The sequence below is a fragment of the Micromonospora coxensis genome (genome assembly GCF_900090295.1).
Classification (GTDB): domain Bacteria; phylum Actinomycetota; class Actinomycetes; order Mycobacteriales; family Micromonosporaceae; genus Micromonospora; species Micromonospora coxensis.
Genome location: NZ_LT607753.1, coordinates 487,780 through 510,842, shown reverse-complemented (window position 1 = coordinate 510,842; position 23,063 = coordinate 487,780). Strand labels below are relative to the sequence as shown.

At 69.6% G+C, this 23,063-nt stretch carries 24 protein-coding genes and 1 pseudogene; 14 read left to right on the top strand and 11 right to left on the bottom strand.

The window, feature by feature from the left end:
* Positions 1-71 precede the first annotated feature (71 nt).
* The 3 genes from GA0070614_RS02380 to GA0070614_RS02370 all read left to right on the top strand — a co-directional run bounded on the left by GA0070614_RS02380 (position 72) and on the right by GA0070614_RS02370 (position 3,044).
* Complete coding sequence (locus tag GA0070614_RS02380; protein WP_088979152.1) at positions 72-974, top strand: alpha/beta hydrolase; 903 nt, start codon at positions 72-74, stop codon at positions 972-974.
* Between the two features lie 676 nt (positions 975-1,650).
* Entirely contained in the window at positions 1,651-2,337 is a 687-nt protein-coding gene (locus tag GA0070614_RS02375; protein WP_157744889.1) for a hypothetical protein, read from the top strand.
* 182 nt (positions 2,338-2,519) lie between these two features.
* Entirely contained in the window at positions 2,520-3,044 is a 525-nt protein-coding gene (locus GA0070614_RS02370; protein WP_088979151.1) for an HAD domain-containing protein, read from the top strand.
* Positions 3,045-3,215: 171 nt separating this feature from the next.
* Here the strand turns inward: GA0070614_RS02370 and GA0070614_RS30870 are convergent, their stop codons facing one another.
* The 4 genes from GA0070614_RS30870 to GA0070614_RS02345 all read right to left on the bottom strand — a co-directional run bounded on the left by GA0070614_RS30870 (position 3,216) and on the right by GA0070614_RS02345 (position 6,707).
* Positions 3,216-3,797 carry a hypothetical protein gene (locus GA0070614_RS30870; RefSeq protein WP_231933482.1) on the bottom strand — a complete coding sequence of 194 codons (582 nt, stop codon included), beginning with the start codon at positions 3,795-3,797 and terminating at the stop codon, positions 3,216-3,218.
* 98 nt (positions 3,798-3,895) lie between these two features.
* Positions 3,896-4,369, bottom strand: coding sequence for a hypothetical protein (locus tag GA0070614_RS02360; RefSeq protein ID WP_231933481.1), 474 nt, complete (start codon positions 4,367-4,369; stop codon positions 3,896-3,898).
* 98 nt (positions 4,370-4,467) lie between these two features.
* Positions 4,468-5,487 carry a hypothetical protein gene (locus GA0070614_RS02355; protein ID WP_088974442.1) on the bottom strand — a complete coding sequence of 340 codons (1,020 nt, stop codon included), beginning with the start codon at positions 5,485-5,487 and terminating at the stop codon, positions 4,468-4,470.
* 1,034 nt (positions 5,488-6,521) lie between these two features.
* Complete coding sequence (locus tag GA0070614_RS02345; RefSeq protein WP_157744888.1) at positions 6,522-6,707, bottom strand: hypothetical protein; 186 nt, start codon at positions 6,705-6,707, stop codon at positions 6,522-6,524.
* 507 nt (positions 6,708-7,214) lie between these two features.
* On the opposite strand from GA0070614_RS02345, the gene GA0070614_RS02340 reads away from it, so the two are divergent.
* On the top strand, positions 7,215-7,859 hold the full coding sequence (locus tag GA0070614_RS02340; RefSeq protein ID WP_088979150.1) for a DUF4241 domain-containing protein: 645 nt from the start codon (positions 7,215-7,217) through the stop codon (positions 7,857-7,859).
* A 179-nt stretch (positions 7,860-8,038) separates the two neighbouring features.
* Here GA0070614_RS02340 and GA0070614_RS02335 read toward each other — a convergent pair whose 3' ends face one another.
* Together GA0070614_RS02335 and GA0070614_RS30065 are read right to left on the bottom strand one after the other, a co-directional pair.
* Positions 8,039-8,443, bottom strand: a complete 405-nt coding sequence (locus GA0070614_RS02335) for a hypothetical protein (protein WP_088974439.1) — start codon at positions 8,441-8,443, stop codon at positions 8,039-8,041.
* A gap of 404 nt (positions 8,444-8,847) precedes the next feature.
* Positions 8,848-9,114: a hypothetical protein gene (locus tag GA0070614_RS30065; protein ID WP_157744887.1), complete on the bottom strand. Its 267-nt coding sequence runs from the start codon at positions 9,112-9,114 to the stop codon at positions 8,848-8,850.
* Positions 9,115-9,372: 258 nt separating this feature from the next.
* Between GA0070614_RS30065 and GA0070614_RS02330 the strand changes: the two genes are divergently transcribed.
* A complete protein-coding gene (locus GA0070614_RS02330; protein ID WP_088974438.1) occupies positions 9,373-9,702 on the top strand; it encodes a hypothetical protein in 330 nt (109 codons plus the stop codon).
* A 76-nt stretch (positions 9,703-9,778) separates the two neighbouring features.
* On the opposite strand, the gene GA0070614_RS02325 is transcribed toward GA0070614_RS02330, so the two are convergent.
* Positions 9,779-10,219 carry an ankyrin repeat domain-containing protein gene (locus GA0070614_RS02325; protein WP_088974437.1) on the bottom strand — a complete coding sequence of 147 codons (441 nt, stop codon included), beginning with the start codon at positions 10,217-10,219 and terminating at the stop codon, positions 9,779-9,781.
* 183 nt (positions 10,220-10,402) lie between these two features.
* Entirely contained in the window at positions 10,403-10,924 is a 522-nt protein-coding gene (locus GA0070614_RS30060) for a hypothetical protein (protein ID WP_157744886.1), read from the bottom strand.
* A gap of 147 nt (positions 10,925-11,071) precedes the next feature.
* Here GA0070614_RS30060 and GA0070614_RS02315 point away from each other — a divergent pair, with 147 nt between their 5' ends.
* The 4 genes and pseudogenes from GA0070614_RS02315 to GA0070614_RS02300 all read left to right on the top strand — a co-directional run bounded on the left by GA0070614_RS02315 (position 11,072) and on the right by GA0070614_RS02300 (position 13,992).
* A complete protein-coding gene (locus GA0070614_RS02315; RefSeq protein ID WP_157744885.1) occupies positions 11,072-11,368 on the top strand; it encodes a transposase in 297 nt (98 codons plus the stop codon).
* An 11-nt stretch (positions 11,369-11,379) separates the two neighbouring features.
* Positions 11,380-12,279 (top strand): IS3 family transposase, encoded by a 900-nt coding sequence (locus GA0070614_RS02310; protein WP_231933480.1) that lies wholly within the window; start codon positions 11,380-11,382, stop codon positions 12,277-12,279.
* Positions 12,279-12,983, top strand: a pseudogene (locus tag GA0070614_RS02305) (hypothetical protein); the annotation flags it as partial. The gene GA0070614_RS02310 and the pseudogene GA0070614_RS02305, both read left to right, overlap by 1 nt.
* Complete coding sequence (locus tag GA0070614_RS02300) at positions 12,967-13,992, top strand: TRM11 family SAM-dependent methyltransferase (protein WP_408630725.1); 1,026 nt, start codon at positions 12,967-12,969, stop codon at positions 13,990-13,992. The pseudogene GA0070614_RS02305 and the gene GA0070614_RS02300, both read left to right, overlap by 17 nt.
* Positions 13,993-14,012: 20 nt before the next feature.
* On the opposite strand, the gene GA0070614_RS02295 is transcribed toward GA0070614_RS02300, so the two are convergent.
* A complete protein-coding gene (locus GA0070614_RS02295) occupies positions 14,013-14,297 on the bottom strand; it encodes a hypothetical protein (RefSeq protein ID WP_088974433.1) in 285 nt (94 codons plus the stop codon).
* Between the two features lie 546 nt (positions 14,298-14,843).
* Here GA0070614_RS02295 and GA0070614_RS30055 point away from each other — a divergent pair.
* On the top strand, positions 14,844-15,404 hold the full coding sequence (locus GA0070614_RS30055; RefSeq protein WP_157744884.1) for a hypothetical protein: 561 nt from the start codon (positions 14,844-14,846) through the stop codon (positions 15,402-15,404).
* Between the two features lie 263 nt (positions 15,405-15,667).
* Here the strand turns inward: GA0070614_RS30055 and GA0070614_RS30455 are convergent, their stop codons facing one another.
* Positions 15,668-15,841 carry a hypothetical protein gene (locus GA0070614_RS30455; protein ID WP_172892349.1) on the bottom strand — a complete coding sequence of 58 codons (174 nt, stop codon included), beginning with the start codon at positions 15,839-15,841 and terminating at the stop codon, positions 15,668-15,670.
* 22 nt (positions 15,842-15,863) lie between these two features.
* On the opposite strand from GA0070614_RS30455, the gene GA0070614_RS02290 reads away from it, so the two are divergent.
* Together GA0070614_RS02290 and GA0070614_RS02285 are read left to right on the top strand one after the other, a co-directional pair.
* Complete coding sequence (locus GA0070614_RS02290; protein WP_088974432.1) at positions 15,864-17,165, top strand: DUF1800 domain-containing protein; 1,302 nt, start codon at positions 15,864-15,866, stop codon at positions 17,163-17,165.
* Positions 17,166-17,178: 13 nt separating this feature from the next.
* The gene (locus tag GA0070614_RS02285) at positions 17,179-18,420 is read left to right on the top strand and encodes a DUF1501 domain-containing protein (protein ID WP_088974431.1); all 1,242 of its coding nucleotides are present in this window, start codon (positions 17,179-17,181) and stop codon (positions 18,418-18,420) included.
* Positions 18,421-18,547: 127 nt separating this feature from the next.
* Here GA0070614_RS02285 and GA0070614_RS30865 read toward each other — a convergent pair whose 3' ends face one another.
* Positions 18,548-19,675 carry a hypothetical protein gene (locus GA0070614_RS30865; protein ID WP_231933479.1) on the bottom strand — a complete coding sequence of 376 codons (1,128 nt, stop codon included), beginning with the start codon at positions 19,673-19,675 and terminating at the stop codon, positions 18,548-18,550.
* Between the two features lie 748 nt (positions 19,676-20,423).
* On the opposite strand from GA0070614_RS30865, the gene GA0070614_RS02270 reads away from it, so the two are divergent.
* Entirely contained in the window at positions 20,424-21,617 is a 1,194-nt protein-coding gene (locus tag GA0070614_RS02270) for a family 43 glycosylhydrolase (protein WP_197701399.1), read from the top strand.
* Between the two features lie 70 nt (positions 21,618-21,687).
* On the top strand, positions 21,688-22,890 hold the full coding sequence (locus GA0070614_RS02265) for a hypothetical protein (RefSeq protein WP_197701398.1): 1,203 nt from the start codon (positions 21,688-21,690) through the stop codon (positions 22,888-22,890).
* Positions 22,891-23,063 lie beyond the last annotated feature (173 nt).

Below are 23,063 nucleotides of genomic sequence, written 5' to 3'. Positions count from 1 at the left end.
CGGAGGACACCATGAGAGGCAAGGCTCCACTGGGCACCCGGATCCTAAGGGACACCCAGGACTGGGAGGTTATGACCGACGATCAGGTGATCGCCGCGCGAACGAAGGCCAACCGCGCGGCATCGTCTCGTGCCGCACGGATCATCACCGGGCTGCCGGATCGCCGCGCGCGAATCGAGGAAACATCGGTCGATCTTCCAGGTCGCTGCCTGATGCTGCGGGTACACCGTCCGAAGGACACGGGCCGGAGCCTGCCGCTGGTCGTCTCGTTCCACGGCGGTGGCTTCTTCGCGGGCACCGCCGCGCAGAACGACTGGCTCAACAGCCACCTCGCGGCCCGGTGCCCGGCGGTGGTCGTCTCGGTGGAGTATCGCCTCGCCCCGGAGCACCAGCTGCCCGAGCCGATCAACGACGGCTACGACACCGTCGTCCGGCTCGTCGACGACGCTGCCCATTGGGGCATCGATCCCGCAGCCGTCGCCGTCATGGGCGAGAGCGCCGGTGGCACGATCGCCGCACTTGTCGCCTTGCGTGCCCGTCAGGACGGCCCGCCGCTGCGCGCACAGGCGCTGATCTACCCGGGCACGGACTGGACCGAGAGCATGACCCAGTACTCCTCCATCACGGAGAACGCCGACAACCCCACCCTGTCGGTCTCCCGGCTACGTGCAGCCCGCAAGTTGAGCGTGCCACCCACCCTCGACCCCCGCAGTGTGTCACCCGTCAAGTTCGAGAGCCTCGCCGGACTACCACCGACACTGGTCATCACAGCCGCGCTGGATCCGCTGGCCGACCAGGGACGCCACTACGCCGATCGACTTCGCGAGGACGGCACCGCCGCCCGCCTGACTTGCTACCCGAGGGCCACCCACACATTCCTGAGCACTCCAGGCCTGGTACCGGCCGCCCGGCCAGCGCGCCGCGAGATAGTCGCCTTCCTGCGCAGCCACCTCCATCCGGCTCCGGGAGGCTAACCGACGAGCAGAACGAGTCCGCTCACGCCACAGACCGAGCGGTTGAGGTACGCGGCTGGATCGCCGGGCGTCGCCGGCTCGGACGGCGTCCGGCCGCCACGTGGATGGCGCTGACGCTTGTTGGAGGTCCGTGGTCGTGCACGACGCTCGCGGCAGGCGGCACGTCGGAGACGCACGGCGTCCGCGCTCGATAACCTCGACTCGTGCAGACGCAGCTCGGCCGAGGCGATGACTCCACCGGAACCGTCCGGACCGAACCTGTATCGGTGGCCCGGCTGACAATCGCGACCGTAGTTGAAGCTGGCCACTGGGCAGTCGAGCTTCCGCGTCCCCTCATCCTGCACGCTGGCGAGCACGTATGGCTCGAGGGCGCGACAGTCTTCGTCCGACAGCCGGATGGAAACGTGACCCGCCACGACGGCGACGGATTCTGGCTCTGCCGCTAGCATCCGCCGCGCGACGGCATCGAAGCTCGATCGGCATCCACACCTCCCGAGTGTCTTGCGCAGCACCCACGGGATGCCCATGCCCCTGTGGGCAGCGCGGCATGACGCCGCCCTCGGACGGGACTATCGCAAATTCTGCGCGTCACGCCGGTGCTCGGCTGCCACAGCTCGAGGGCATCCGGGCGTGCTGGAGAAGAGAGCGGCGCGGTGTAGGTCGTTACGCTGCCGAGGTGAGCTACGACCTGTACTTCTGGCCGTCCGGGGTGACCACGAACCCTCACCGGTTGGCTGCTCGCCTCGCAGACGAGGATGCTGACGGTCTTGTGCCGGATGAACAGGTCCTGACCTTTCGTGCTGAACTGCTACGACGCTGGCCAGATCTCGCCGACGTGATCGCTCCATGGCATCACGACCTCGGCTGGCGGCGGCCGTGGGGACCTACCGATCTTGCCGACCGGTTCGTCGCAGTGAGCCTCTCCTACGGCTGGAACGACACCAACGCGCTGGCCGCTCTGGCCAGCGCGTATGGGCTCGACTCCTACGACCCTCAATCGGAGCAGTTGGCACCGCCCCGGTCGCTGCCCCAAACGGTAGGGCCGGACAGGGACGACATGGACGAGGTGGTACGGATCGAAGGGTGGGTGGCCGAGCATCACGTCGTGCAGTTGCTTCGACAGATCAGCGTCTACATCGGCTACGGGTATGACGATCTGGACGAGGCGGCACTGACGGGCGTGCTGGATGACACCAACGATGAGTCAGCCGACGGGTGGTTCGAGTATCCGCTGGCGGGAACGCCCACGCTCACCATCCGCTTCGCGCAGGCGCCGGGTAGCACGGTGGTCAGCGTCCGCGTGGAAGGCGCCATGAATCTGATCTTGGCGACCCGCGTAGAGACGCTGCTGGACCTGCTGTAGAGGCTGGCGGAGCGGCAAGGCATGCCGCCGTCCCGATCTACCGACTGCGGCAGAGGACGGGACCGGCCAGCACTTTGAAGGACCTGCGGTACAGCACTGTCGAAGGCTTGAGCATCTGCGGTCGCGCCAAGACAGGGGTGAAGCTGGCATGCCACGCTTGGGTGCGGCTATGTTCGCCGGTGATGCCCCGCCTTACCCATCCCGCCTTGATCTTCCTCGATGTGGACGGCCCGCTGATCCCCTTCAAGGCCCGGCCAGAGAGCCGCGAGGGATCCTCGGGCAGTTTCGGCAGGCAGCCATCGTCCCGTGGTGGCAACCCTCTGCTCGATCGGCTTGACCCAGATGATGGACCCAGGCTGGTGGCGCTGGGTTGCCAGCTGGCGTGGGCAACGACATGGATGGCAGAGGCGAACGAGGTCATCTCGCCACGGCTCGGACTTCCGAACCTGCCTGTCGTCGACTGGCCAGACGACGACGAGGACCCGCCGCGCGGTCTGCACTGGAAGACCGTGCCCCTGATCCGGTGGGCGGCCGGGCGCCCGTTCGCCTGGCTCGATGACGAGCTGACCGGCGCTGACCGGCGGTGGGTGGCGGCGCATCATCCGGGGCGAGCGCTGTTGCAGCGCGTTGACCCATATGTGGGCCTGACCGAGGAGGACTTGATGATGGTCCGTCGCTGGCTCGAGCAGGGCCAGGCGATCACTTGATCACCTGGACGCTCACGACGACGGGGCGGCGGCCCGGTGCCAGCACAGTTGCTCAGACCCGCACCACCACGAACGCCTCGGACACAGTGCGGCGGTGATCCGAGCGCTGACCGACAGCCCGCGACGGCAGGCTGCTGCGGTTGGTTCAGGTGTGGGCGTAAAAGTCCTCGCTCACGTGTCGGCTTCTTCGTCGGGTGTGATGCGCGGTGGTGGCGGCGGGTCAACCTCGGCGAACCCCCAGAGACGTTCGATCAGCTGTAGTGCTGGGGTGCGGTAGCGGTCGGCGAAGCCTCGGCAGATCGCGGGCTTGACGTCGGGATGCCGGTAGTGCGGCAGGGTGTCGTGGCAGATGACGAAGGACTCCCGGTCGCGGGCTTCGTGGACCAGTTCCCGCAGCCGTCCGGGTGTCAGGTGCATCAGGTTGCCAGGGGCGAAGATGCAGGTGTCGCACTGTCGCGACAGCAGCCGGGACTTGCCGGCGACCGGGTCACCGACGCTCAGGCCGAATCCGCTGTCGCCTCGATGAGGGTCGGACACAGGTTCCATGCTTGCTCCTTCAGATGATCGGCACGGGTTGCCGCCGCCACGGCGGCATCCCCTGGTGTAGACGCCGCCGCAGGACACGGCCAGCAGCGGATAGATAGACCGGCTCCGACCGCTGGTGGCTTCGATGCCGCCGCCCTGCAGCAGGTGGGGACGGCACGGGAAGAGGCCAGGGGGAGCGGTCAGGCCGCCTCGGGTCGAGGCGAGCACCAGGTGACGGTGAGGCGGTCGGTGGCTGGCCAACCGGCGGTGTCGGGTTGCCATGCATGCGCTTCGGCCGGGGTGGGGAACGGGCCCACAACGGCCAGCTAGGCGCGGTCGCGGTCGAGCAGCACAAGCCCGACGCTCGGCGTGTCGATAGCTGCGGTGTGGGCGGCAGCGGCGATGTCGGGCGGGATGGTCAACCATGCGTCCGCTCTGATAGTCGATGTGGCGGGGTCGTGCAGGGCGGCTGGTGTGGTGGCGGCAACGTCGGCGTCGCGCATGGCCAGGTGGTGGGCGTAGTCGGCGGCTGAGGCGCGTCCGGCGATGGGGCCGTGTAGGGACAGGACGGCGTCGGTGGTGACGGCGAGAAGTGCGTGGGGTTGGCGGTCTTCGGCGCTGTCGAGCAGGGCGAGGCTGAACGCGTCGCGGCTGCCGATGTCGATCAGGGTGAGCATGGTGGGTCGGCCGGTGGTGGCGTTGTCCCAGCCGACGATCTCGAAGTGTTCCCCGGCGAGGGTGAGGAACCGCTGGTAGGCGCGGTTGTTCGTGTCGAAGGGGTAGCCAGCAGCGTGCAGCATGATGTTGTCTTTTCTGCTCTCGTCGGTCGGCCCGCCGACCGGGATTGCTCGACGGCCAGGTGCGCGGTGATGTCGGTGGGCCCCGGGAGGGTCGGGGATCAGCGGGCGAGGACGGAGACGGTGTCGCCGAGGAGCAGGGGCGCGCCGTCGGGGCCTTTGATGTGGGAGTGGATCCAGATGCGGTAGGGCTGCCCGTCGGCGTTGACCAGGCGCCGCCAGTGCCCGCGCACGATGAACCGGACGCGGTAGTGCCATTTCGTCTCGCCGGTGGGTTCGGCGGCGGGTTTGGTGCGCCGGAGCATGACCACGCGGGTGTCGTGGCGGAGGCTGGCGCGCAGCGCTCGCCGGCGGGCGGGCCGGTCCAGGGGTGGGCGGGCGACGGTGGCGATGGGTTGTTCCTGGATGCGCCAGAACGCGTACAGCACCGCCGCGACGGCCCTCATCCGCAGCGCGGACTCGTCGATGCAGAACCGGCCGTCCGGCGCGCTCTCCCAGTCCCCGTCGACTGCTTCGGGCAGGCTGTCGGGGGCGGGGATCGGAACGCCGATGGGGATCTCGGCGAAGGTGTTGAGCACGTAGGGGCCGAACTGTGCGGCGAGTTCGGGAACCTCGGCGACTTGTTCGCGGCGGCGGGCGGCGGCGGGGTCGAGGGGGTCGTCGCGGTCGGCCCAGCCGGTGATCCACCAGCCGGTGCGCCCACTGTCACGGTTGTGGACCTTGGCCCAGGTGATCGCGCCGATGGAGGTGACCTCACCGCCGATGCCGCGTTCGTAGATCGGTTCGGGCAGGAACAGCACACCGGCGTCGCTGGGCGCGACGTCGTTGCCGACGGTGTCGCCGGTCAGGTCGAGGGCTTGGGCGGCGGCGGCGATGATCGCGGTCATGGCCGGGGCGAGGACGTAGGGTTCGCCGTCGCGCCACGGCTGATGCGCGATGCGACTGAACGCCTCGACAACAGTGCCGTTGCCGGCGACAGCGTCGTCGTCGAAGCGGGATTGCAGCCAGGCCCGTAGGTACTGCTGGGCGAACCGGCCACGGCTGTATTCGCTCATGCGCAGGCGTAGGTCGACCGCCGCGCGGGCGTAGCCGGCGAGGGTCTTCTCGGTACGGAAACTCAAGGTTCCTCCATTAGCGGTAGGGGCCGGCGACGCGATCGGCCGCCGGGCAGGGCGGGGCGGTAGGCCGCACGAGCTGGTGGTTACGCGGCATGCAGTGACGGCGTCGACATCTGTGGTGGTGCCGGTCGGGATGTCGTGGAGTGGAACCAGCCGGCGAACCGGGCGACAGCGGCAGCGGGCGCGGCCACCCGCGCGCGGCCGCGCGCCTGCAGCACGGGCCGGTCGGCGGTTTGGCGGGCCCGTTGGGCGTCGCGGGCTGGTGGGCACGGGTATGCCTCGCCGGCGCAGCGCAGGTTCGCGCAGCGGCCCGGCTGGTCCGGGTGGGGTTGGTGAGCGGCGGTGACGTCGGCGGCGAGCAGCCACAGCAGGACGTCGCTGACGGTGCGCGGTACGGCGCGGCGGTGCGGCATGGGAGCTTGCCCTCTCAAGGGGTGGTGTCGGTCCGGAGTGGCCGCCGTCCCGGCCAGCGGCGTGGGGATGCTGCTGTCGGGTCCGCCGGGACGGCGACCGGGAGCAGTGACGCTCGACTTTCCGGATTGATCAAGTCGCCGCTCATGGCCTGGACGTCCAGGCCATGAGCGGCAGGCCGGGGGCCGCACCGCGATCTGTCCCAAGGGGCGTCATCGTGTGCGGGAGGACGCCCTTCGCGGAGGGCCGGGTGGCGGGCGTAGCCAGTGCTCACACCCGGCCTCGCGGGCAGAGCGTGGTGGGTCAGTCCCTGTGCTGGATGAGGAAGCAGTCCGGGGCGGTGGGAGTGTCGTGGTGGTAGTCGGCGAGGCGGGCGCCGTAGTGGGCGGGCTGCCGCAGTGCCGGCACCGCATCGGCTCGGCGTGGCACGGTTCTTGGCCGTCGGGGTCGTAGGCGGTGCTGTGGTCGTGCGCGGGGAATGCGCACGTGCCGTGGGTGCCAAACGGACTGCCGCCGTGGCGCAGTCGGGCAACGACCACGCTCTTGACGGTGGCGGTGAGGTGGATGCTGGCCGAGGTTCCGTCGTCGGGCGCACCTGCGGCGCTGAGGTGGTCGCCTGCGTCGAGCTAGCGGTGCAGGTCGACGAACGAGCCGATGCCGGCGGGTAGGAAGCCAGCGCGCATGTCGTCGTCGATCGCGGCGAGGATGGAATCGCCGTAGCGGCGCACCTGCTCGACGTGGCTTACGACAGGTGTGGTCGGGGTGCGCTGGTGGCGGATCTGGGTGGCGCGCTGGGTGGCCAGGGCGTCCAAGGGGTCTAGGGGGTCCAGGCCTGGACCCACGGCCTGCAGCACACCGGCCGACTGGAGGGTAGGGACCGGCTCGCCGGGGCCAGCGGCCACAGCGCGACCTCGCCGAGGTTGCCGGTGATGGCGGCGGCGATCACCGCCGCAGCGCCACCGTGCTTTCGGGCAGCGGCGTCTCCTCATCGCTGATGCTGTGATCGGTGTACCCCCAGACTGGCGGCCACCTCCACCACACATCCGACCCGGCCAGCACCGCGTGAACCGCGTCCAACCGCTGCTCGACAACCGAGCACTGTCGCAGATCACCTGGCGGACGCGTGTCGCACATCAGCCGACGGAGGACACAAGCACAGCGAGCTGTCTAGTCCCACCACATGCTTGACGAATCCGTCCCAGGACATGCACGACAGCCGGCCGTGATGGCTCGACCAGCCCGGTGACGATGGGTGACGGCCGAGCTTGGCATGATCGCTGCCAGCTCCGTGGGGTGTGCTGCTAGCGCTGGAGGATGTAATGCCATACCTGCCTGACCTGACCACGGTGTTGGTCGACGGTGCTCGGATTACACAAGGCGGCGTCGAGTACGTGATCAAGGCGCGTGGGGTTGGCATGGTGACGCTGCCGAGCGGCCAGGTTGTCGGTTGCGATCCCTTGATTGCCCCCGACACAGCGGCGCCGTTCACGGTCACGGTCGAGCCCGGCCGGTACCGGCTGGACGCGTGGGTCGCGGCGGTCCACCAGAGCGGAAGCGAACCGCAGGACCGCACCGCCGCTCTCCAGCTCGTTATCAGTGATCAGCCGACGATGCGTTGGGAGCTGGCACTGACGAACGGCCAAGATCCCACCGAGCTGGGAGCGGACGGGTTCTTCGGCTACCCAGTTGACGCGGGCGTGGGCACACTGGCAGACGCGGTCGCTGTGGGAGCGCTGGCCCACTGGGAGTTCGACCAGGTGGACGAGGTCTTCATCCCGGCGCAGGTGCCGCCCGCTCCTGCCGCTGTCGATGCAATCACGGATGAGGCGTCCGGAGCGAACGTGATCATCGTTAGCTCCGGGTGGGGCGACGGCATCTACCCGACCTTCATCGGTTATGCCGCGGACGGCGAGGTAACCAGCTACGTCACCGACTTTCTGGTCATTCCGAACCAGACGGCATAGGTCTGATCCGCTGCCGCTGCACGTAGCCCTCCGCGGTGTCGCTTCATAGCCCGATCAAGCGCACACTCCGCGTCTCTGTCGCGGACCGTGAGAGGCTCCGTGATGTGTCTTGCGCCCGCACGCCTGCGGCTTGCCCTGCGGGCGGCCTTCGGTCGTCCCCGGTCGCCGCAGCGCGTTGGCTACCAGTCACGCCACTGATCAGTGATCTGCCATCGCTGCAGGCCGTGCCTGGCGGCCAGTGCTGGTACATCGACGCCAACGCTTGTGAGCGCCTCATCGATATACGTGCAGAGATCCTCACGCCCATCGGTGTCATAGGTGGGGCTTGCCAGGTCCTCGCTGACGGCGTTCAGAGCGAGGACGACTTGCTGCACCGCTGCCAGGACGGCGGCGTCAGACTCCGGATTGATCTGAATTAGTCGCTGTTCGAAGTCGGACAACGCTGCATCCGTCGCCCTGATGAGCGGAATCGGGAAGTCGGACAAGGCCCAGGCATCCTCTGGCTCCTGCAAAGTCCCCGCTTGGAGCTGGGCAGTCTGCTCCTCGACATAGCGCAGCCATCGGGCTGTCGGTCGCTCAGGCATGACGAGAGCCTGACAGAGCCATGCGACCGAGTCCCGGCCGTATCGGTTGCGAGGGCACTCCGGCTCCGTGGTGGTTCGGGCAATCGCTGCCGCGCCGCTTCGCGACGTGCCCCCGGGTACTGGGGTCCAGGCGCGCGGTGAGCAAACGAAACGGTAACCGCCCGGCTCGGTGCCGGAGCGGTGAGCCGTAAGCCGCCGGATAGCCGCGCGCTGCGCAGCCCGTGCCACACACCGTCGATCTTGAAGGCGGTCCGGATCAGCGGAAGTGCCTTGTAGCCGGTGTCCCAAGACGGTCAGCAGCGGTCATGGTTGGCAGCATGACGCTGCCGGCCGACCAGGGGGCTGGACAGAGAAGATCAGCCGAAAACGATCGCACAAACCTGGCGCTCCGGGTCCAGCGCCAGCTACGCCGACAACTGTCGGTACGCCGCGAGAATCAGCAGAGCGATGCCGACCACCATGGTTGCCCAGCCGGTGCGCAAAGTTGCCGTTGGATGGCGAGGCCACCAGCCACCCGGAGCCCAGGCAGGAAGGAGCGGTTCCTTGCCGCGGGATCGACGCCGCCGGTACACATAGCCTTGCCCAATGCAGATGAGGCCGAGGGCGATGACCAGCAGCGCGGCGAGCGCCAGTTCGAACGGCCGGGCTTCGGCCCCCGCTGCAACAACCATGGCCGCGACGGTAGGTAGAGCTGTCCATGCCCGCCACCCCTGCGGGCCAGCCATGCAGCCATTCGTACAGCCATGCCTGCCGGTGAGCGTCGACGCTGCCCGACCAGGACGGACGGGCTGACCAGGAGCGCGACCACCTGACCAGGCATCCGCGATCGTCTTCTAGTCCCCAGGCCCGGCCATGTCCGCCTCGTCCTGACGGGAGGGCATGAGGGTGGGGCGTCGGTACAGTCACGGCGACTCTGGGAGGTTACCGACATGGCAGAGGTCGACAAGGCGGTCGAGCGGATCCGGGTGACGTGGGCATACCGGCTGCTGGTCGTCGGTTACCGCTGCTTGCTCCTCGGGCCGCTCATGATGGGTCTGACCATCGGCGCGATAGCGCTCTGGTCCCTGAAGCCACCGCTGGTCTGGGTGCCGATCGCCATTACGTTCGGGACAGTGTTCGCCGGGGTGGCAGCGGGATGGGTCGGGCTAGCGACTTTGTACGTCCGCCGACTCATGCCACGGGGTGGCACCAACCGGCATGCAGCCCTGATGAAGACCCTGCGACGGGACGTGATGCCGCGAGCGAGGCGTGGCACGTGACATCCGCATCTTGTCCGCAAGAGGTCGGTGGACAGCGGGGAGCGGTTGTGAGGTGTTTCCGTTGCGAGGTCGTGATTCAGATGTCAGCGTCGGCATGAGCAGCGGGCTTCGCCCCTGCGGCCAGGAGTAGGCCGGCCGCCTGTGAATGATCGCCGCGTAGCGCCCAATCCAGTGGTGAGTAGCCGGTTCCTTGGCCTTCGCGCAGATTCGGGTCTGCACCGTGGGCGAGGAGTAGGTGTACGACGGTGTGGTATCCCCAGGCCGCGGCAGCGCATAGGGGCGTTCCCTCCATGTCCCCTCCGCTCTCGGTGTCGGGTACCGCGCCGGCTGCCAGGAGTACCCGCACGAGTTCAACCGAGCCGTTGACGGATGCCTGATACAGCGGAGTCGTGCGGTCACGGTCGGGAACGTTGGGGTCCGCACCGGCGCGAAGGAGAGCGCTCACGGCTGCAGCGTCTTCGCGTCGCACTGCCTCCATCAGTCGCTTCGTGCGCTTCTTCCTCTGTCGCAGGTTCACGTTGCCAGCGTAGGTAGTGCGCCCAGGCCACCGCGATCAACGAGTGGCCCTGAACCGGCTTATGAAACGCACGCTAGACCGCCATGTGGCCAGGTCGCTCGGACGGATGCTTTGATATTGAGGACGAGGCATGCCAGCACCGACGGATTCTTCGCACAGTGGTGGAGTCGACGTGTGGGGTGCTCATCGCAGCTCCGCGGGCGGGCCGGCGGTGGTGTCGAGGTCGCCGGGGGTGGTGTCCTGGCGGTCGGCGCGGTTCCAGTTGAGGTAGGTGTCGGTGCCGTCGAGGGCGGTGTCGATGACGTCTTCGGCGGCGTCGACCGCTTCATCGCGGCTGGTGGCGGTGACGGTGATGGTCAGCGGCACGGTGACGTGGACCTGCCAGCGGCGCGGCAGGCCGGGCAGGTCCAGGGAGTGCAGGATCCGGTCGGCGGCGTCCGGGTCGATGTCGTGTTCGGCGGTGACGTCGTGCAGCGTCTGCCATACCTGTCGCCGCAGCCGCGCCACCTCATCCCCGGCGGGCGTAGGTGGCGCGGACGGTACCGGTGCGGTGTGTTGGGCGTGCAGGTGGTCGTGGATGCGGGCGGTGGTGTGGGTGAGCCAGCCCAGCGGGGTGGGCTGGCCGGGGTGAAACGCCTCCCATGCGGCGCGAAGCACGGACTCCACGGTCTCTGGTTGCGGGGCGAGGTTGTCAGGACTGGACATGCGGCTTCTCCAAGGGCAGGAACACCCGCTGGCCCCGCCCGCCATGAAGTGGGGTGGGGCCAGCGGGTGGATGGGTCAGTTGTGAAGTGACCCCCTGAGACCGGACACCTCCTGACTTGGCATCCTGCCGAGGAGGAGGAAACCGCGTTGGCTCGACAGAGCAAGTACCCCGAGGAGTTCCGGCGTCAGGCCGCGGCGCTGGTGCTGGATTCCGGCCGCACGATCCGTGACGTGGGCAGGGAGTTGGGGGTCAACCACGAGACGCTGCGCAACTGGGTGGCCCAACTGCGCCAGGAACGCGACGGCGGCCAGTCGTCGTCGCTGCTCAGCGACGATGAGCGTGCCGAGCTGCTGCGGTTGCGGCGGCAGGTGGCCCAGTTGGAGCTGGAGAAGGAGATCTTGAAAAAAGCCGCGGTCTTCTTCGCACGCGAGACGGAGCGGTGAACCGGGCCGAGGTGTATCGGTTCATCGCCGCGGAGAAGACCACCTACCCGGTCCGTCTGCTCTGCCGGCTCCTCGGCGTCGGCCACAGCGCCTTCTACGACTGGGTTCGACAGGGACGCCAACGCGCCGCCGAGCGGGAACGCCACGACCAGCAGCGCGTCGAGGTCACCCGGCAGGCGTGGTCGGAGCACCGCGGCGTCTACGGCGCCCGACGGCTCACCGCCGAGCTACACGAACGCGGCCACCGATGGAACCGCAAGGCGGTTGCGAGGCTGATGCGGCTGGCTGGCATCGAGGGCGCCCACCGACGCCGGCGCGGCAAGCCCCGCCGCAAGGCCGCGTCCACGGCGACCGCGCCGGACCTGGTCCAGCGGCAGTTCACCGCGACCGCCCCGAATCGGCTCTGGGTCGCCGACATCTCCTACCTGCGCACATGGGAAGGATTCCTCTACCTCGCCGTCGTGGTCGACGCCTACTCCCGCCGCGTCGTGGGTTGGGCGATGGCCGATCACCTGCGCACCGAGCTGATCCTCGACGCCGTCGGCATGGCCATCCAGCACCGCCGACCCGCCCGCGACCAGGTCATCCACCACTCGGACCGCGGGACGCAGTACACGTCGTTCGAGTTCGGCCGCACCCTGCGCTCCTGCGGCGTGCTCGCCTCGATGGGCTCCGTGGCCGACTGCTACGACAACGCCCTGGCCGAGACGTTCTTCGCCACCTTGAAGACCGAGCTGGTCTACACCCGCGCCTGGCCCAGCCGACACGAGCTGGAGATGGAGGTCTTCTCCTACATCGAAGGCTTCTACAACCCTCGCCGCCGGCACAGCCGTCTGGGTAACGTCAGCCCCGACACCTACGAGAAGATCCACCACGAGTCCTTAACAGACATCGAGGTGTCCGGCCCATAGGGGTCACTTCAGTCGACCTCACCGACGACCACGCCCTCGCCGCCGTCTGCCACGCAGGCCGGCGCCGGCACCACCCGGGCTGGTTCACCGACGACTCCCACCCCATCATCGGCGCAGCCACCGCACCAACCCCACACCACCCGGACGCGCCATCAGATGACGCGGACCTGCTGAACCTGGCCATATGGTTCGGCGACGACCTCACCGACCCCGACCTGCCCCCGTCCACCGACCCGAGCACCCCGGTCCATTACGGCACGTCACTACAGGAGGCGACCAGCCTGGTCGTGGCCTGTTGGCCCCTCGACCCCGCCGACGTCACCAACCGGATCCGGCTGGCATGGCTCCTGACCGCCTGCGCGCGACTGCTGCACCCCGGCGGCTGCCTCGTCCTCGTCGTCACCGTCCCCACCGCCACAACCGGCCCAGAGGATTTCAGTCCGGTGACCGCCGCCGCCGCGACCGTGGGGCTGGGATACCTGCAGCACATCGTCGCCGTTGCCGCCGACACCGACGGCGACGCGTTCGTCTACCACGTCACCGACGAGGAACTCCTCACCCTCGCCCAACAGACCCGCCCCGAGCGGTGGGCGGTGGCACACCTGAAGGTCCACGCGGACCTCCTCGTGTTCAGCCCCGTACCCGCACCGGCTCCCGCACCGGCGAGCAGGCGACGGCACGAGAGTGGTGACCACCGTGACTGAACACCTCCCCATCCCAGGCGAGCAGCACCCGCCAGCCGGCACCGAGAACAGCGACCGCCAGCGCGACACCCACGATGGCCGCCACCGCGACAGCGGCGAACATCACCAGGCACCGGACCGGCCGCAGCGCCTGTCGGTATGGACCACCGCGCAGCAGACCGGGCCCGTACAGCGCCGCGGCCGCTACCTTCCCGAGTCGGTCAAGCACCCCGCCCGGATGCTCCCCGCGATCGCCGCCCACGCCATCGCCGCCTACACCCAACCCGGCGACCTCGTCCTCGACCCCATGTGCGGCATCGGCACCACCCTCGTCGAAGCCATCCACGCCGACCGCGACGCCATCGGCGTCGAATACGAGCCACGCTGGTCCATCATCGCCGACGCCAACATCACCCACGCCCACCAGCACGGCGCCACCGGCCGCGCCTCCGTCCTCCGCGGCGACGCCACCCGCCTGACATCACTCCTGCCCGCCGCACTCGCCGGGCAGGTCACCCTCGTGGTCACCTCACCCCCGTACGGGCCCACCGTGCACGGCCTCGTCCGGCCCGGAGCCGACGGGGTAGCAAAATTCGACAACGCCTACAACGACGGCACCGACCGCGGAAACCTCGCCTACCGCGACCTCACCGGCCTCACCGACGGCTTCGAACAAATCCTGACCGGCTGCGCCACCCTGCTACGCCCCGGCGGCACCGTCGTGGTCACCGCCCGACCCTGGCGCAAGCACGGCCAACTGGTCGACCTGCCCTCCGCCGTCATCGCCGCCGGCCAGCGCGCCGGCCTCATCCCCACCGAACGATGCGTCGCCCTGCTCGCCGCGGTCCGCGACGGGCACCTCGTCGCCCGACCGTCGTTCTTTCAACTCCAAGCCGTACGCAAAGCCCGCACCAGCGGCACCCCGCTGCACCTGATCACCCACGAGGACGTGCTGATCTTCCGCCAGCCGCACACCCAGCCACCTCCCGAAAACCTCCCAGGCACCGGCGGAGGTGGCGCGCCTCGATGACCACCGCCCGCCGCCAGCAGCTACCCCAGATCCATCAACCAATCCCCGGGCAACGCCCGCCGCACCGCGTCGACACCGGCCGCGTCTGCCGCGCACCCACAACCACGCCCCGCCTTACGCAGAACCGCTCCACGCCGATCGAACCACCTCCTCGGACTGCCGCTGAGCCCCGCCCAAAACGGGTAATCAGGCATCGGTAGCCGACGGAACCCCTCCTCCAACACCGCGATGGCCTCATCGTCCAGTTCCCGGTTGTCGGCGAACAGCTCACCGGCGAACATCCACTCCGACAGCACCATCTCCACGCACGCCAACGATCGAGGAACGGCTGCCAGGCCCGCTCGGACTCCCGAACCGACTCCACCCGGAACACCACGGGCGGGTCGGGCTCGGTCACCCCGACAGCGCAACCCCCCACTGCGTAACGTTCCGGCTCTCCACCCGAAAGACCAGCACCCGGCCCGTGTCGTCGACGCTGACCTGGCCCGGAGCAAGCAGACGACCTTCATTCCGGATCAAGTCATAGCGTCTGCCGAACAGCGCATACGCCTCCCGCAGCGATGTCGGCAGGGCAAACCCAACCGAGCTTCCACCGCCCGCAACTCGCTGTCGTCGCAGCCGTCGCCAGCCACAAATGGGCGCGTGTCGTGCGTGGCAAAGAGCCGGATGAACCGCCACGTACCAGCGGCGTCCCGAACGCCCCTGGCAAGTTCGCCGCGGAGATCACAACTGCCGATCACCGGAAAGACGATAGCGGCAGCCGAAGACGGCATCCCCGAGATCGCCCAAGCCTGCCGCCGCGGACACCGCCTCGCCGGCGTCCGCAGCATCTACAGCCACTCACCGAAGCGATGACCACCAACCTCATCGACGCCCCGCAGCGCCGCTGGGAACCATCCAGCCCGACCAACCCGACGGCCTCGTCTGGCGCCCGCTGCCGGCCGCCCGGAACCGCGCTGAGAAAGGATGCAAACATGCCGCAAGCGCTCGTAGCCAACCCTCCCTGCACGGTGTGCGGGCGACCCTCATCGCACGTCGAACTCGTCGCACCCGGTGCGAAGCCCGCCGACTGGCAGCGCTGGCCACCGCAGCGACGCAACGCCTACGACAACGCCCGCCACCGTCACGGCGACCAACAGTGGTGGCTGATCTTCTCCGGCGTGGTGGCCGGCAACGGCCACGGCCAACCGATCGACCTGGCACAAGCGACGAGAATCGCCAGCGCCTTCGCCGAGCCGTACCGATACACCGTGATGAGAACAGCCGGCTTCCATGACGACGCCGGATTCTGCGGGCCGTGCGACGCACCCTACTGCCAACAGCACTGGAACGTCTCCAACAGCGGATACAGCACCTGCCCCCGCGGCCACGGCAAGAGCCTCGACGCCCTCTCCTGGCCTGACGACCTATAACCACCGGCGGCTGGTCCGTCGCTGGGGCCGCTCGTGACCACGACCCGACATGCCCGCTGCGCAAGCAAGACCTACCTAATCGCGGTCATCACCTCGGGCGACAACATGGGTCACCGCCTTGGCGTGCGAGCGGCGCGTTGCCGCAGACGCGGTTATCCGATCGGTATTGCCAGGACGGGACGCACGGGAGTTTCTCCGGTAAGGCCGCCGTCGTGTACCGACTCTGCCAGGTCGGGGTTGCGGTATGCGGCGGCGTAGGTGAGCTAGGTGAGAAACGTGCCGTGGCCAACGCAGATCGCCGAGCCGCCGTCGCCGCCGCACAGGACTGACACGTCGGTGGTGAACTCGGCCCGGTAGAGATTTAGCGGCCCACCGGCCCGGACGCAAGGGGTGGAGCCGGACGCGATCCACATCCCGCCCTTACCGTCGTCGAACATTGCCGCACTAGCGTCGGTGCACATGACGGAGCGCGAAGCGGTGGCGCACCTGCTGCGCCGGGCGACGTTCGGGCCCACCGCCGAGGAGGTGGACCGGGCGCAGCGCGACGGCGTGGCCGGTACCCTCGACCGGCTGCTCGACCCGGACGGCCCGGACCGTGGCGCGGCCGCCACCCCGATCCCGGACCTGGGCCCCGACCCCGCCGCGCGGCTCGGCAGGGGCGCCGGCCGGGAGCAGCGACAGCAGGCCAACAAGGAACGCCGTGAACAGGTGAGCACGCTGACCGGGTGGTGGCTGTCCCGGATGGTCGCCGCCGAGCACCAGCTCGACGAGAAGTTGCTCTTCTTCTGGCACGGCCACTGGGCGACCAGCGTGCAGAAGGTCCGGTCGGCCCCGCTGATGGCGCGGCAGTTGCAGACACTGCGCCGCCACGGGCGGGGCCCGCTGCCACCGCTGGTGGACGCCATGGTCCGGGACCCGGCCCTGATCCTCTGGCTCGACGGCCAGAAGAACACCCGCGCCGCCCCGAACGAGAACCTGGCCCGCGAGCTGATGGAGCTGTTCACCCTGGGCGTCGGTGGCGGCTACAGCGAGGCCGACGTCAAGGAGGGCGCCCGGGCCCTCACCGGCTGGGTGGTCGACCGGCGCACCGGCACGGCCCGCGTCCAACCGGGACGGCACGACCCCGGCCCGAAGACGATCCTCGGCCGCCGGGCCGCGTTCGACGCCGGCTCGTACGCCCGGCTGCTGGCCGAACGACCGGAGGCCGCCCGGTTCGTCGCCGGCCGGCTCTGGTTCCGCTTCGCCGGGACGCACCTGCCCGCGCCGGAGGACCTCGCCGGCCCCGACACGACGGCCACGCTGCGCCGCATCTTCACCGCGCCGGCCTTCGCGCAGACCCGCGACACCCTGGTCAAGCAGCCCGTCGAGTGGCTCGTCGGCGCGGCGCGGCAGCTCGGCGTACGGCCGGCGGCGCTGCCCGACAAGGACCGGCGGCGGCTGCTGGCCGGGCTGAACGCCCTCGACCAGGTGCCGCTGCGCCCACCGAGCGTCGGCGGCTGGCCGGCCGGCACCGCCTGGCTGACCACCTCGTCGTTGCAGGCCCGGCTGCGCACCGCCGACGTGCTCGCCGCCGCGACCGCGCCCACCGTGCTGGCCCGGCTGACCGCCGCGCCGCCGGCCGGCCGGCCCGACGCGCTGGCCCGGCTGCTCGTGGTCGACCGGTGGAGCGAGCGGACCAGGGCCGCCCTGACCCCGCTGGCCCGCGAGCCGCGCCGGCTGATCGTGGCCGGCCTGGTCAGTCCCGAGTACGCGGTCAGCTGAGGAGGAGAGATCCGTGGACATCCTGACCCGACGGCGGTTCCTGGTGGCCAGCGGCGTGGTCGGCGCGACCGCGCTCGCCGCCGGCGCGGCGGCGTACCGCCTGGACGACCTGCTCGCCACCGCGGGCGATCGCGACCCGCAGGCCCGCACCCTGGTCCTGGTCACGCTCTACGGCGGCAACGACGGCCTGAACACCGTCATCCCGTACGCCGACCCGGCCTACCACGACGCCCGACCCGACCTCGCGTACCCGGCCGAGGAGGTGAAACGGCTCGACGACGAGGTCGGCCTCAACCCCGCCCTGAGCGGCCTGCACCGGCTGCACGGCGAGGGACGGCTGGCGGTGGTGCGCGGCGTCGGCTACCCCCGGCCGGACCGCAGCCACTTCCGCTCGATGGACATCTGGCAGACCGCCCAGCCGGAGCGTCCCGGCTCGACGGGGTGGCTGGGCCGCTGGCTCGACCGGGCCGGCGGCGACCCCCGCCTCGCGGTGTCCTTCGAACCCGCGCTGCCACCGCTGCTGGCCGGTGAGCGGGGCGCGGGCGCCTCGGTGCCGGTGACCGGCCGGACGTCCGCGAAGGGCCTGCCCGAGTCGGCGCTGACCGCCTTCGCCACCGCCGCGCCGGACGAGTCGCCGGCCCGGGCCCGCGCCGCGGCCTGCTTCGCCGACCTGCGCTCCGTCGACACGATGATCCGTCAGGTCCGCGACGCGGCCGCCGCCGAGGAGCCGGAGGACGACGCGGAGACGCCGGCCGCCACCGCGACCGGTGGGGCGAGCACCCCGCTCGACGCGCAGCTCGACCTGGTCGCGCAGTGCGTCGAGGCCGGGGTCGCGACCCGGGTCTTCTCGGTCTCGCTGGGCGGCTTCGACACGCACGCCGACGAGAAGCAGTTGCAGCAGGTGCTGCTCGGTCAGGTCGACCGGGCGCTGACCCGGTTCGCCGACCGGATGGCGCGCACCGACGCGGGTCGCCGGGTGGTGGTGGCCGTCCACTCGGAGTTCGGCCGCCGGGTCCGCGCCAACGCCTCCGACGGCACCGACCACGGCACCGCCTCCGACATGCTGCTGCTCGGCACGGCGGTCCGCGGCGGACAGTACGGTGAGCCGCCGAGCCTGACCGACCTCGACGACGGTGACCTGAAGTTCACCACCGACTTCCGCGACGTCTACGCGACCCTGCTGGAGCGGGTGCTGGACACCGATCCGGGGGAGGTGCTCGCCGGCTGGCGGGGCCGGCTCACCGGCGTCCTCTGAGCGGCGGCGTCCCAGGTCGCCGTCGGCGGTCGCGCGGTTGACGGCTCGCGGCGGTCGCCCGCCCGCCCGGACACCGGTACGGCCCGGCGGAGCACTCCGCCGGGCCGTACGTGTCGTGTCGTGTCGGTCAGTTCAGCGTGCAGGTGGCGAGGCTGTCCAGGTTCGGACGCGGCGCGCCGATCCGGTTGAAGGCGATCTCGATCCGGTCGAGTGCCGCACCACGCTTGCTCTTCAGCGGGTTGAGGATCGCATTGTCGACGAAGTTGGGCCCGCCCTGGGGGTCGGCGGCCTGCCGGGCGAGGCGGGCGTTGGCCTCGTCGATCTGCTTGTCCAGGGTGGCCAGTTCGGCCTGCACCTGAGCGGCGGCCGCAGCCGGGATCTCCGGCAGCTGCACGTCCGGGCAGTTGACCGTCTGCGCCTGGCCCGGAGCGGCCACGTCACCCTCGGCGCCGCCCGCACCGGCCTCGCCGTTGCCGGCGCTCGGCGCGCCGGGCGAGTTGAGGGTGCACTCGGCCAGGTTGACCAGGTCGTCGGGGCGGTTGCCGTTGACCCGGCCGATGTTGGTGGCGATCCGGTTGAGCACGGCGACACGCTTGTTCTTCAGCGGGCCGAGGATGGCGTTCTGGATGAAGTTCGGCCCGCCCTCCGGCTTGACCGCGAGCTTCGCCAGCCGCTCGTTCTGCCGGGCGATCTCCTCGTCCAGGTTGGCCAGTTCCTTCTCCACGCCGGCGACCGCGGCGGCCGGCACCTCCGGCAGCTTGTCGCGTACGGTCGGGCAGTTCACGGTCTGAACGTCGGCCGGCGGGGCGACCACACCACCACCCTCGGCGCCCCCGCCCTCGGCCCCGCCGCCGCCCGCGCCGGCCAGCGCGCAGGTCGCCAGGCCCTGGAGCCCGGCCGGCGCGGTGCCGCCGACCCGGGTGATGTTCTGGCTGATCCGGTCGAGGACCGCGCGGCGCTTGCCGGCGATGTCGTTGAGCTGGTTCTGCGCGGCCTTCGGCTCGCGCGCCAGTCGCTCGTTGACGTTGGCGATCTGCTTCTGCAGGTTCTGCAGCTCGCGGTCCACCCCCTCCTGCGCGGCTGCCGGCACCGCACCGAGCTTGTCGTCGACGGTCGGGCAGACCACCGACACCGGGGTCGTGCTGCCGCTCTCGTCGGCCGATGCCAGCTGCAGTCCCGCGCCGAGCAGCAGCGCCGCGAGGGCGCCCACCCCGCCGAGCTTGAGGACGGCAGTGTTCCGCGTACCCCTGGCCATGCACCTCTCCTTTGGTCGACCGCCGGCCGTGCGACGAACGCGTCGCGCGCAGCCTTCGTGGCGTGCGGTGAGGACCCCAAGTTCGTCGTGCCGCTCCGGCACAGGCGGCCCGGCGAGGTCCTCGATCAGTGAGGGATACGGGGTCGGCAGGGCAACGGTTCACCTATTTGCGAGAAATGCCAGTAAATGCACTGTAAGTGATGATGTGGTAGCCCAACGGAACGTCGAGGCGCTCCCCGGGTCGCCGCGATCTCTCCGCTGCCCTCGGAGGAGGCGCTTCCGCCGCAGCCGGGGCGAGGCGAGGGCTGTGGAGGAACACTCCGCAGGGGGCCTGCGGGTTTCACCGGAACTCGGTCTGTTCGGCATGGGCGAGAAGGGCCGGGGCGGCCGCAGGTCGAGGCCGTCAGGCTGAACGGTGTGGTCCTGCGACTGAGGCAGAACGAGGCTCGCCGGAGGACGGCGGAAAGGCCCGGTCGGAGCGTGACTGTCCGGGAGTGCAGAAACCTTTTTGTCGTCCGTTCATTGTCGGAATGACTCTCACTAACGTGGCGTCCCAAGACAGCACACTGGCGTCTTTGCCGAAAGAAAGGCCTGACAGATGAGTTCCTTTGACCGGATGCAAATCGGGCGGCGGTCCTTCTTGGCCGGTGCCGCGGGTCTTGTAGGTGTGGCTGCGCTGCCGGCGTCCGCTGCGCAGGCGGCGCTCTTGTCGGAGGCGACCCTGCCCGCTTCCGGGGAGGGCGCGTCGATGCGGCGGTATCCGTCGAACTGGCCGGATCCACAGCCGTACGGTCTTGCGGATGCCCGGTGGGATCTGTGGCCGCGGGAGGACAACTCGTTCATCCTGCCGCTGGAGTTGCGGCCCCGCGACGAGGAGTTGGGTCGGGTCTGGATCCGGGACACCTATGTCAACTGCTTCGTGGTCGATGGTCGGCCGGTCTACGTCGCCACGGGCACCAGTCGGGTGCCCGGGCTGGACAAGGCCGCGCCGTGGAACGACGGGATCTTCGTGTGGGTGGCCCCGAGCCTGAAGGGACCGTGGAGGTTGGCGGACACCACGGGCATCCGGCCGGAGGCGGAGAAGGGCAAGGTCTGGTCACCGGAGTTCGTCGGCGAGAACCGGCCGGGACGCACGGTCGTCGCGCCGTGGCAGGAGCACTGGTACGACGGGCAGGCCCGCAGACGCGGCCAGACCTGGGCTCCGGAGGTGCACTACTTCCGCGGTACGTGGTACGTCGTCGCCTGCACGGGTGGTGACGCGTTGAAGTCGGGTTCGTTCCTGCTCATCAGTGAGGGCGGGGTCGAGGGCCCGTACCGGCTCGCCGAGGGCAACCTCGACAAGCCCTTCGGCGATCCCGTCAAGAAGGAACCGAAGTACCACATCGACGGCAGCCTGTACACCGAGGGCGACGACGCGTGGCTCGTGCTGCACAACGACCTGTACGCCAAGTTCCGCGACGACATGGAGGACATCGTCCCGACGACGAACCTCCCGACGTTCCAGCAGACGCCCTATACGCCGGAGCCGTACCTCGAAGGCGCGTACGTGTTCAAGTACCAGGGGCGGTATCACCTGCTGCACGCCGCGTGGAGCAAGACGTCGACCGATCCCGACGGGAGCACCGGGTACACCTACCTGCCCGGCTCCGCCCAGGAGCGGTTCCAGTACGACGTGATCGTCGCCGTCTCGGACAACTTCGAGGGGCCGTACTCCGAGCGGTACACCGCGGGTGTGGGCATCGGGCACAACAACTTCTTCATGGATCGCAGCGGCCACCTGTGGGCGACGTTCTTCCGTAATCCCGCCGGCGGCTACTGGGCCGACCCGGCGCGCGTCGACGACTCCGCGGTGGCCGGTGTGGTGCGGCTGGAATGGACCGGCCCGGAGGGCAACCGCCTGTACGTCGAGCGCCGCAACCGCGGTCACCTGCTCGGCGGTTGACGGGCGACATGGCTCCCATGACCCGGAAGGCAATCGACCGGCGCGGCCGGCAACCACGAAGGAGGAACACATGCTGAGACGACTGCTACCCATCACCGCCGTGACGGTCGGGCTCGCGTTGGGCGTGGCGCCACCGGTCGTGCACGGCGCTCCCCGCGGCACTGTGCCCAGCGGTTCCATGACCCGGCCACACGCCGCCGACGGTGTTCTCGGTGCGAACTTCAATCAGGACCTCGGCAGCCTCAACTACCGGGAGCTGCAAGCCGCTCGGGCGACCTGGATCCGGGCGTTCTTCACGATGCCGGACGCGGACGGCGTCGATCCCGCGAGCACCCCCACGCTCCGTGGGGTGCTGGACGCCTCGCGGCGAGGATACGGCACGACCCTCGGCTTGAAGTTCCCCCTCTCCGCGGCGGAGATGCCGGCGGTCGGCAGTGCCGCGATGGCCACCGAACTGGCCCGCCTGGACCGGGTCCTGCCGGTCGTCATGGGCCGGGTGGACATACTGGTGATCGGTAACGAGCCGTTCATCGAGAGCCGCCCGCAGGACCGTACCGATGTCCTGAACGAGTTCTACGAAGCCGTCGCCGAGCGGATCATCGCCTACCGCCGGGCGCACTGCGGGCCGGACTGCAAGACACGGCTCTACATGGGCGCGCTCAACCGTCTCGATCTGCCGGCGCGTCGTACGCCAGCGGTGGAGCGCTGGATGCGGTTCGTCCGGGAGACGCCCGACCTCCAGGGCGTCGACATCCACCCGCACGTGCCGGACCGGGCGGCCGTCCAGCCCTTCCTCGACTACGTGCTTCCCCGGCTGCGACCCGATCAGAAGTTCCTGGCCACGGAGTTCTCCCTCGTCTGGTATTGGAAGGAGCACCTGAGCGACCCCGTTTCGCCGCAATTCGCCGAGCGCTACGGGTTCCCCGCCGGAACGGTGGTGTGGCAGGTGATCCGGGAAGCCATCGCACAGCCTTTTTCCCAGCAGCAATGGAATGACTTCCTGGCCAGCAGCCCGTGGTTCGAGAGTCAGCGGCACTACATTCGCGACCAGATGCAGGCGTTCCGGGCCACCGGTCGGTTGGCGATGGCCGGCTACGGTTTCCGGCAGGACATCCCGATGGTGCAGGACTTCGGCCCCGACAAGACGCCGTGGCTGCTCAACAGCATCTTCGCGCCGTACACGGTGCAGCCCGCGCCGAACGGACTGGCCGGGCTCGGTTATGCGTGGATCGACGACTTCCGCGATGTGCAGTTGGCTCCTGACTGCAGGTGAGCCCAGGGTGACGCGGCAGGGCGGTGGAGTCCGCCGCCCTGCCGCGACAACGCATGATCGCGCCCTGGTGGCGTTCGGTGACCGATCCGTCGTTCCCGTCCGAACTTTTCTGTCGGCTGTTCAATGTCGGAATGAGTCCCCCTATTGTCTGCCGCAGGCATGGATCATGCTCT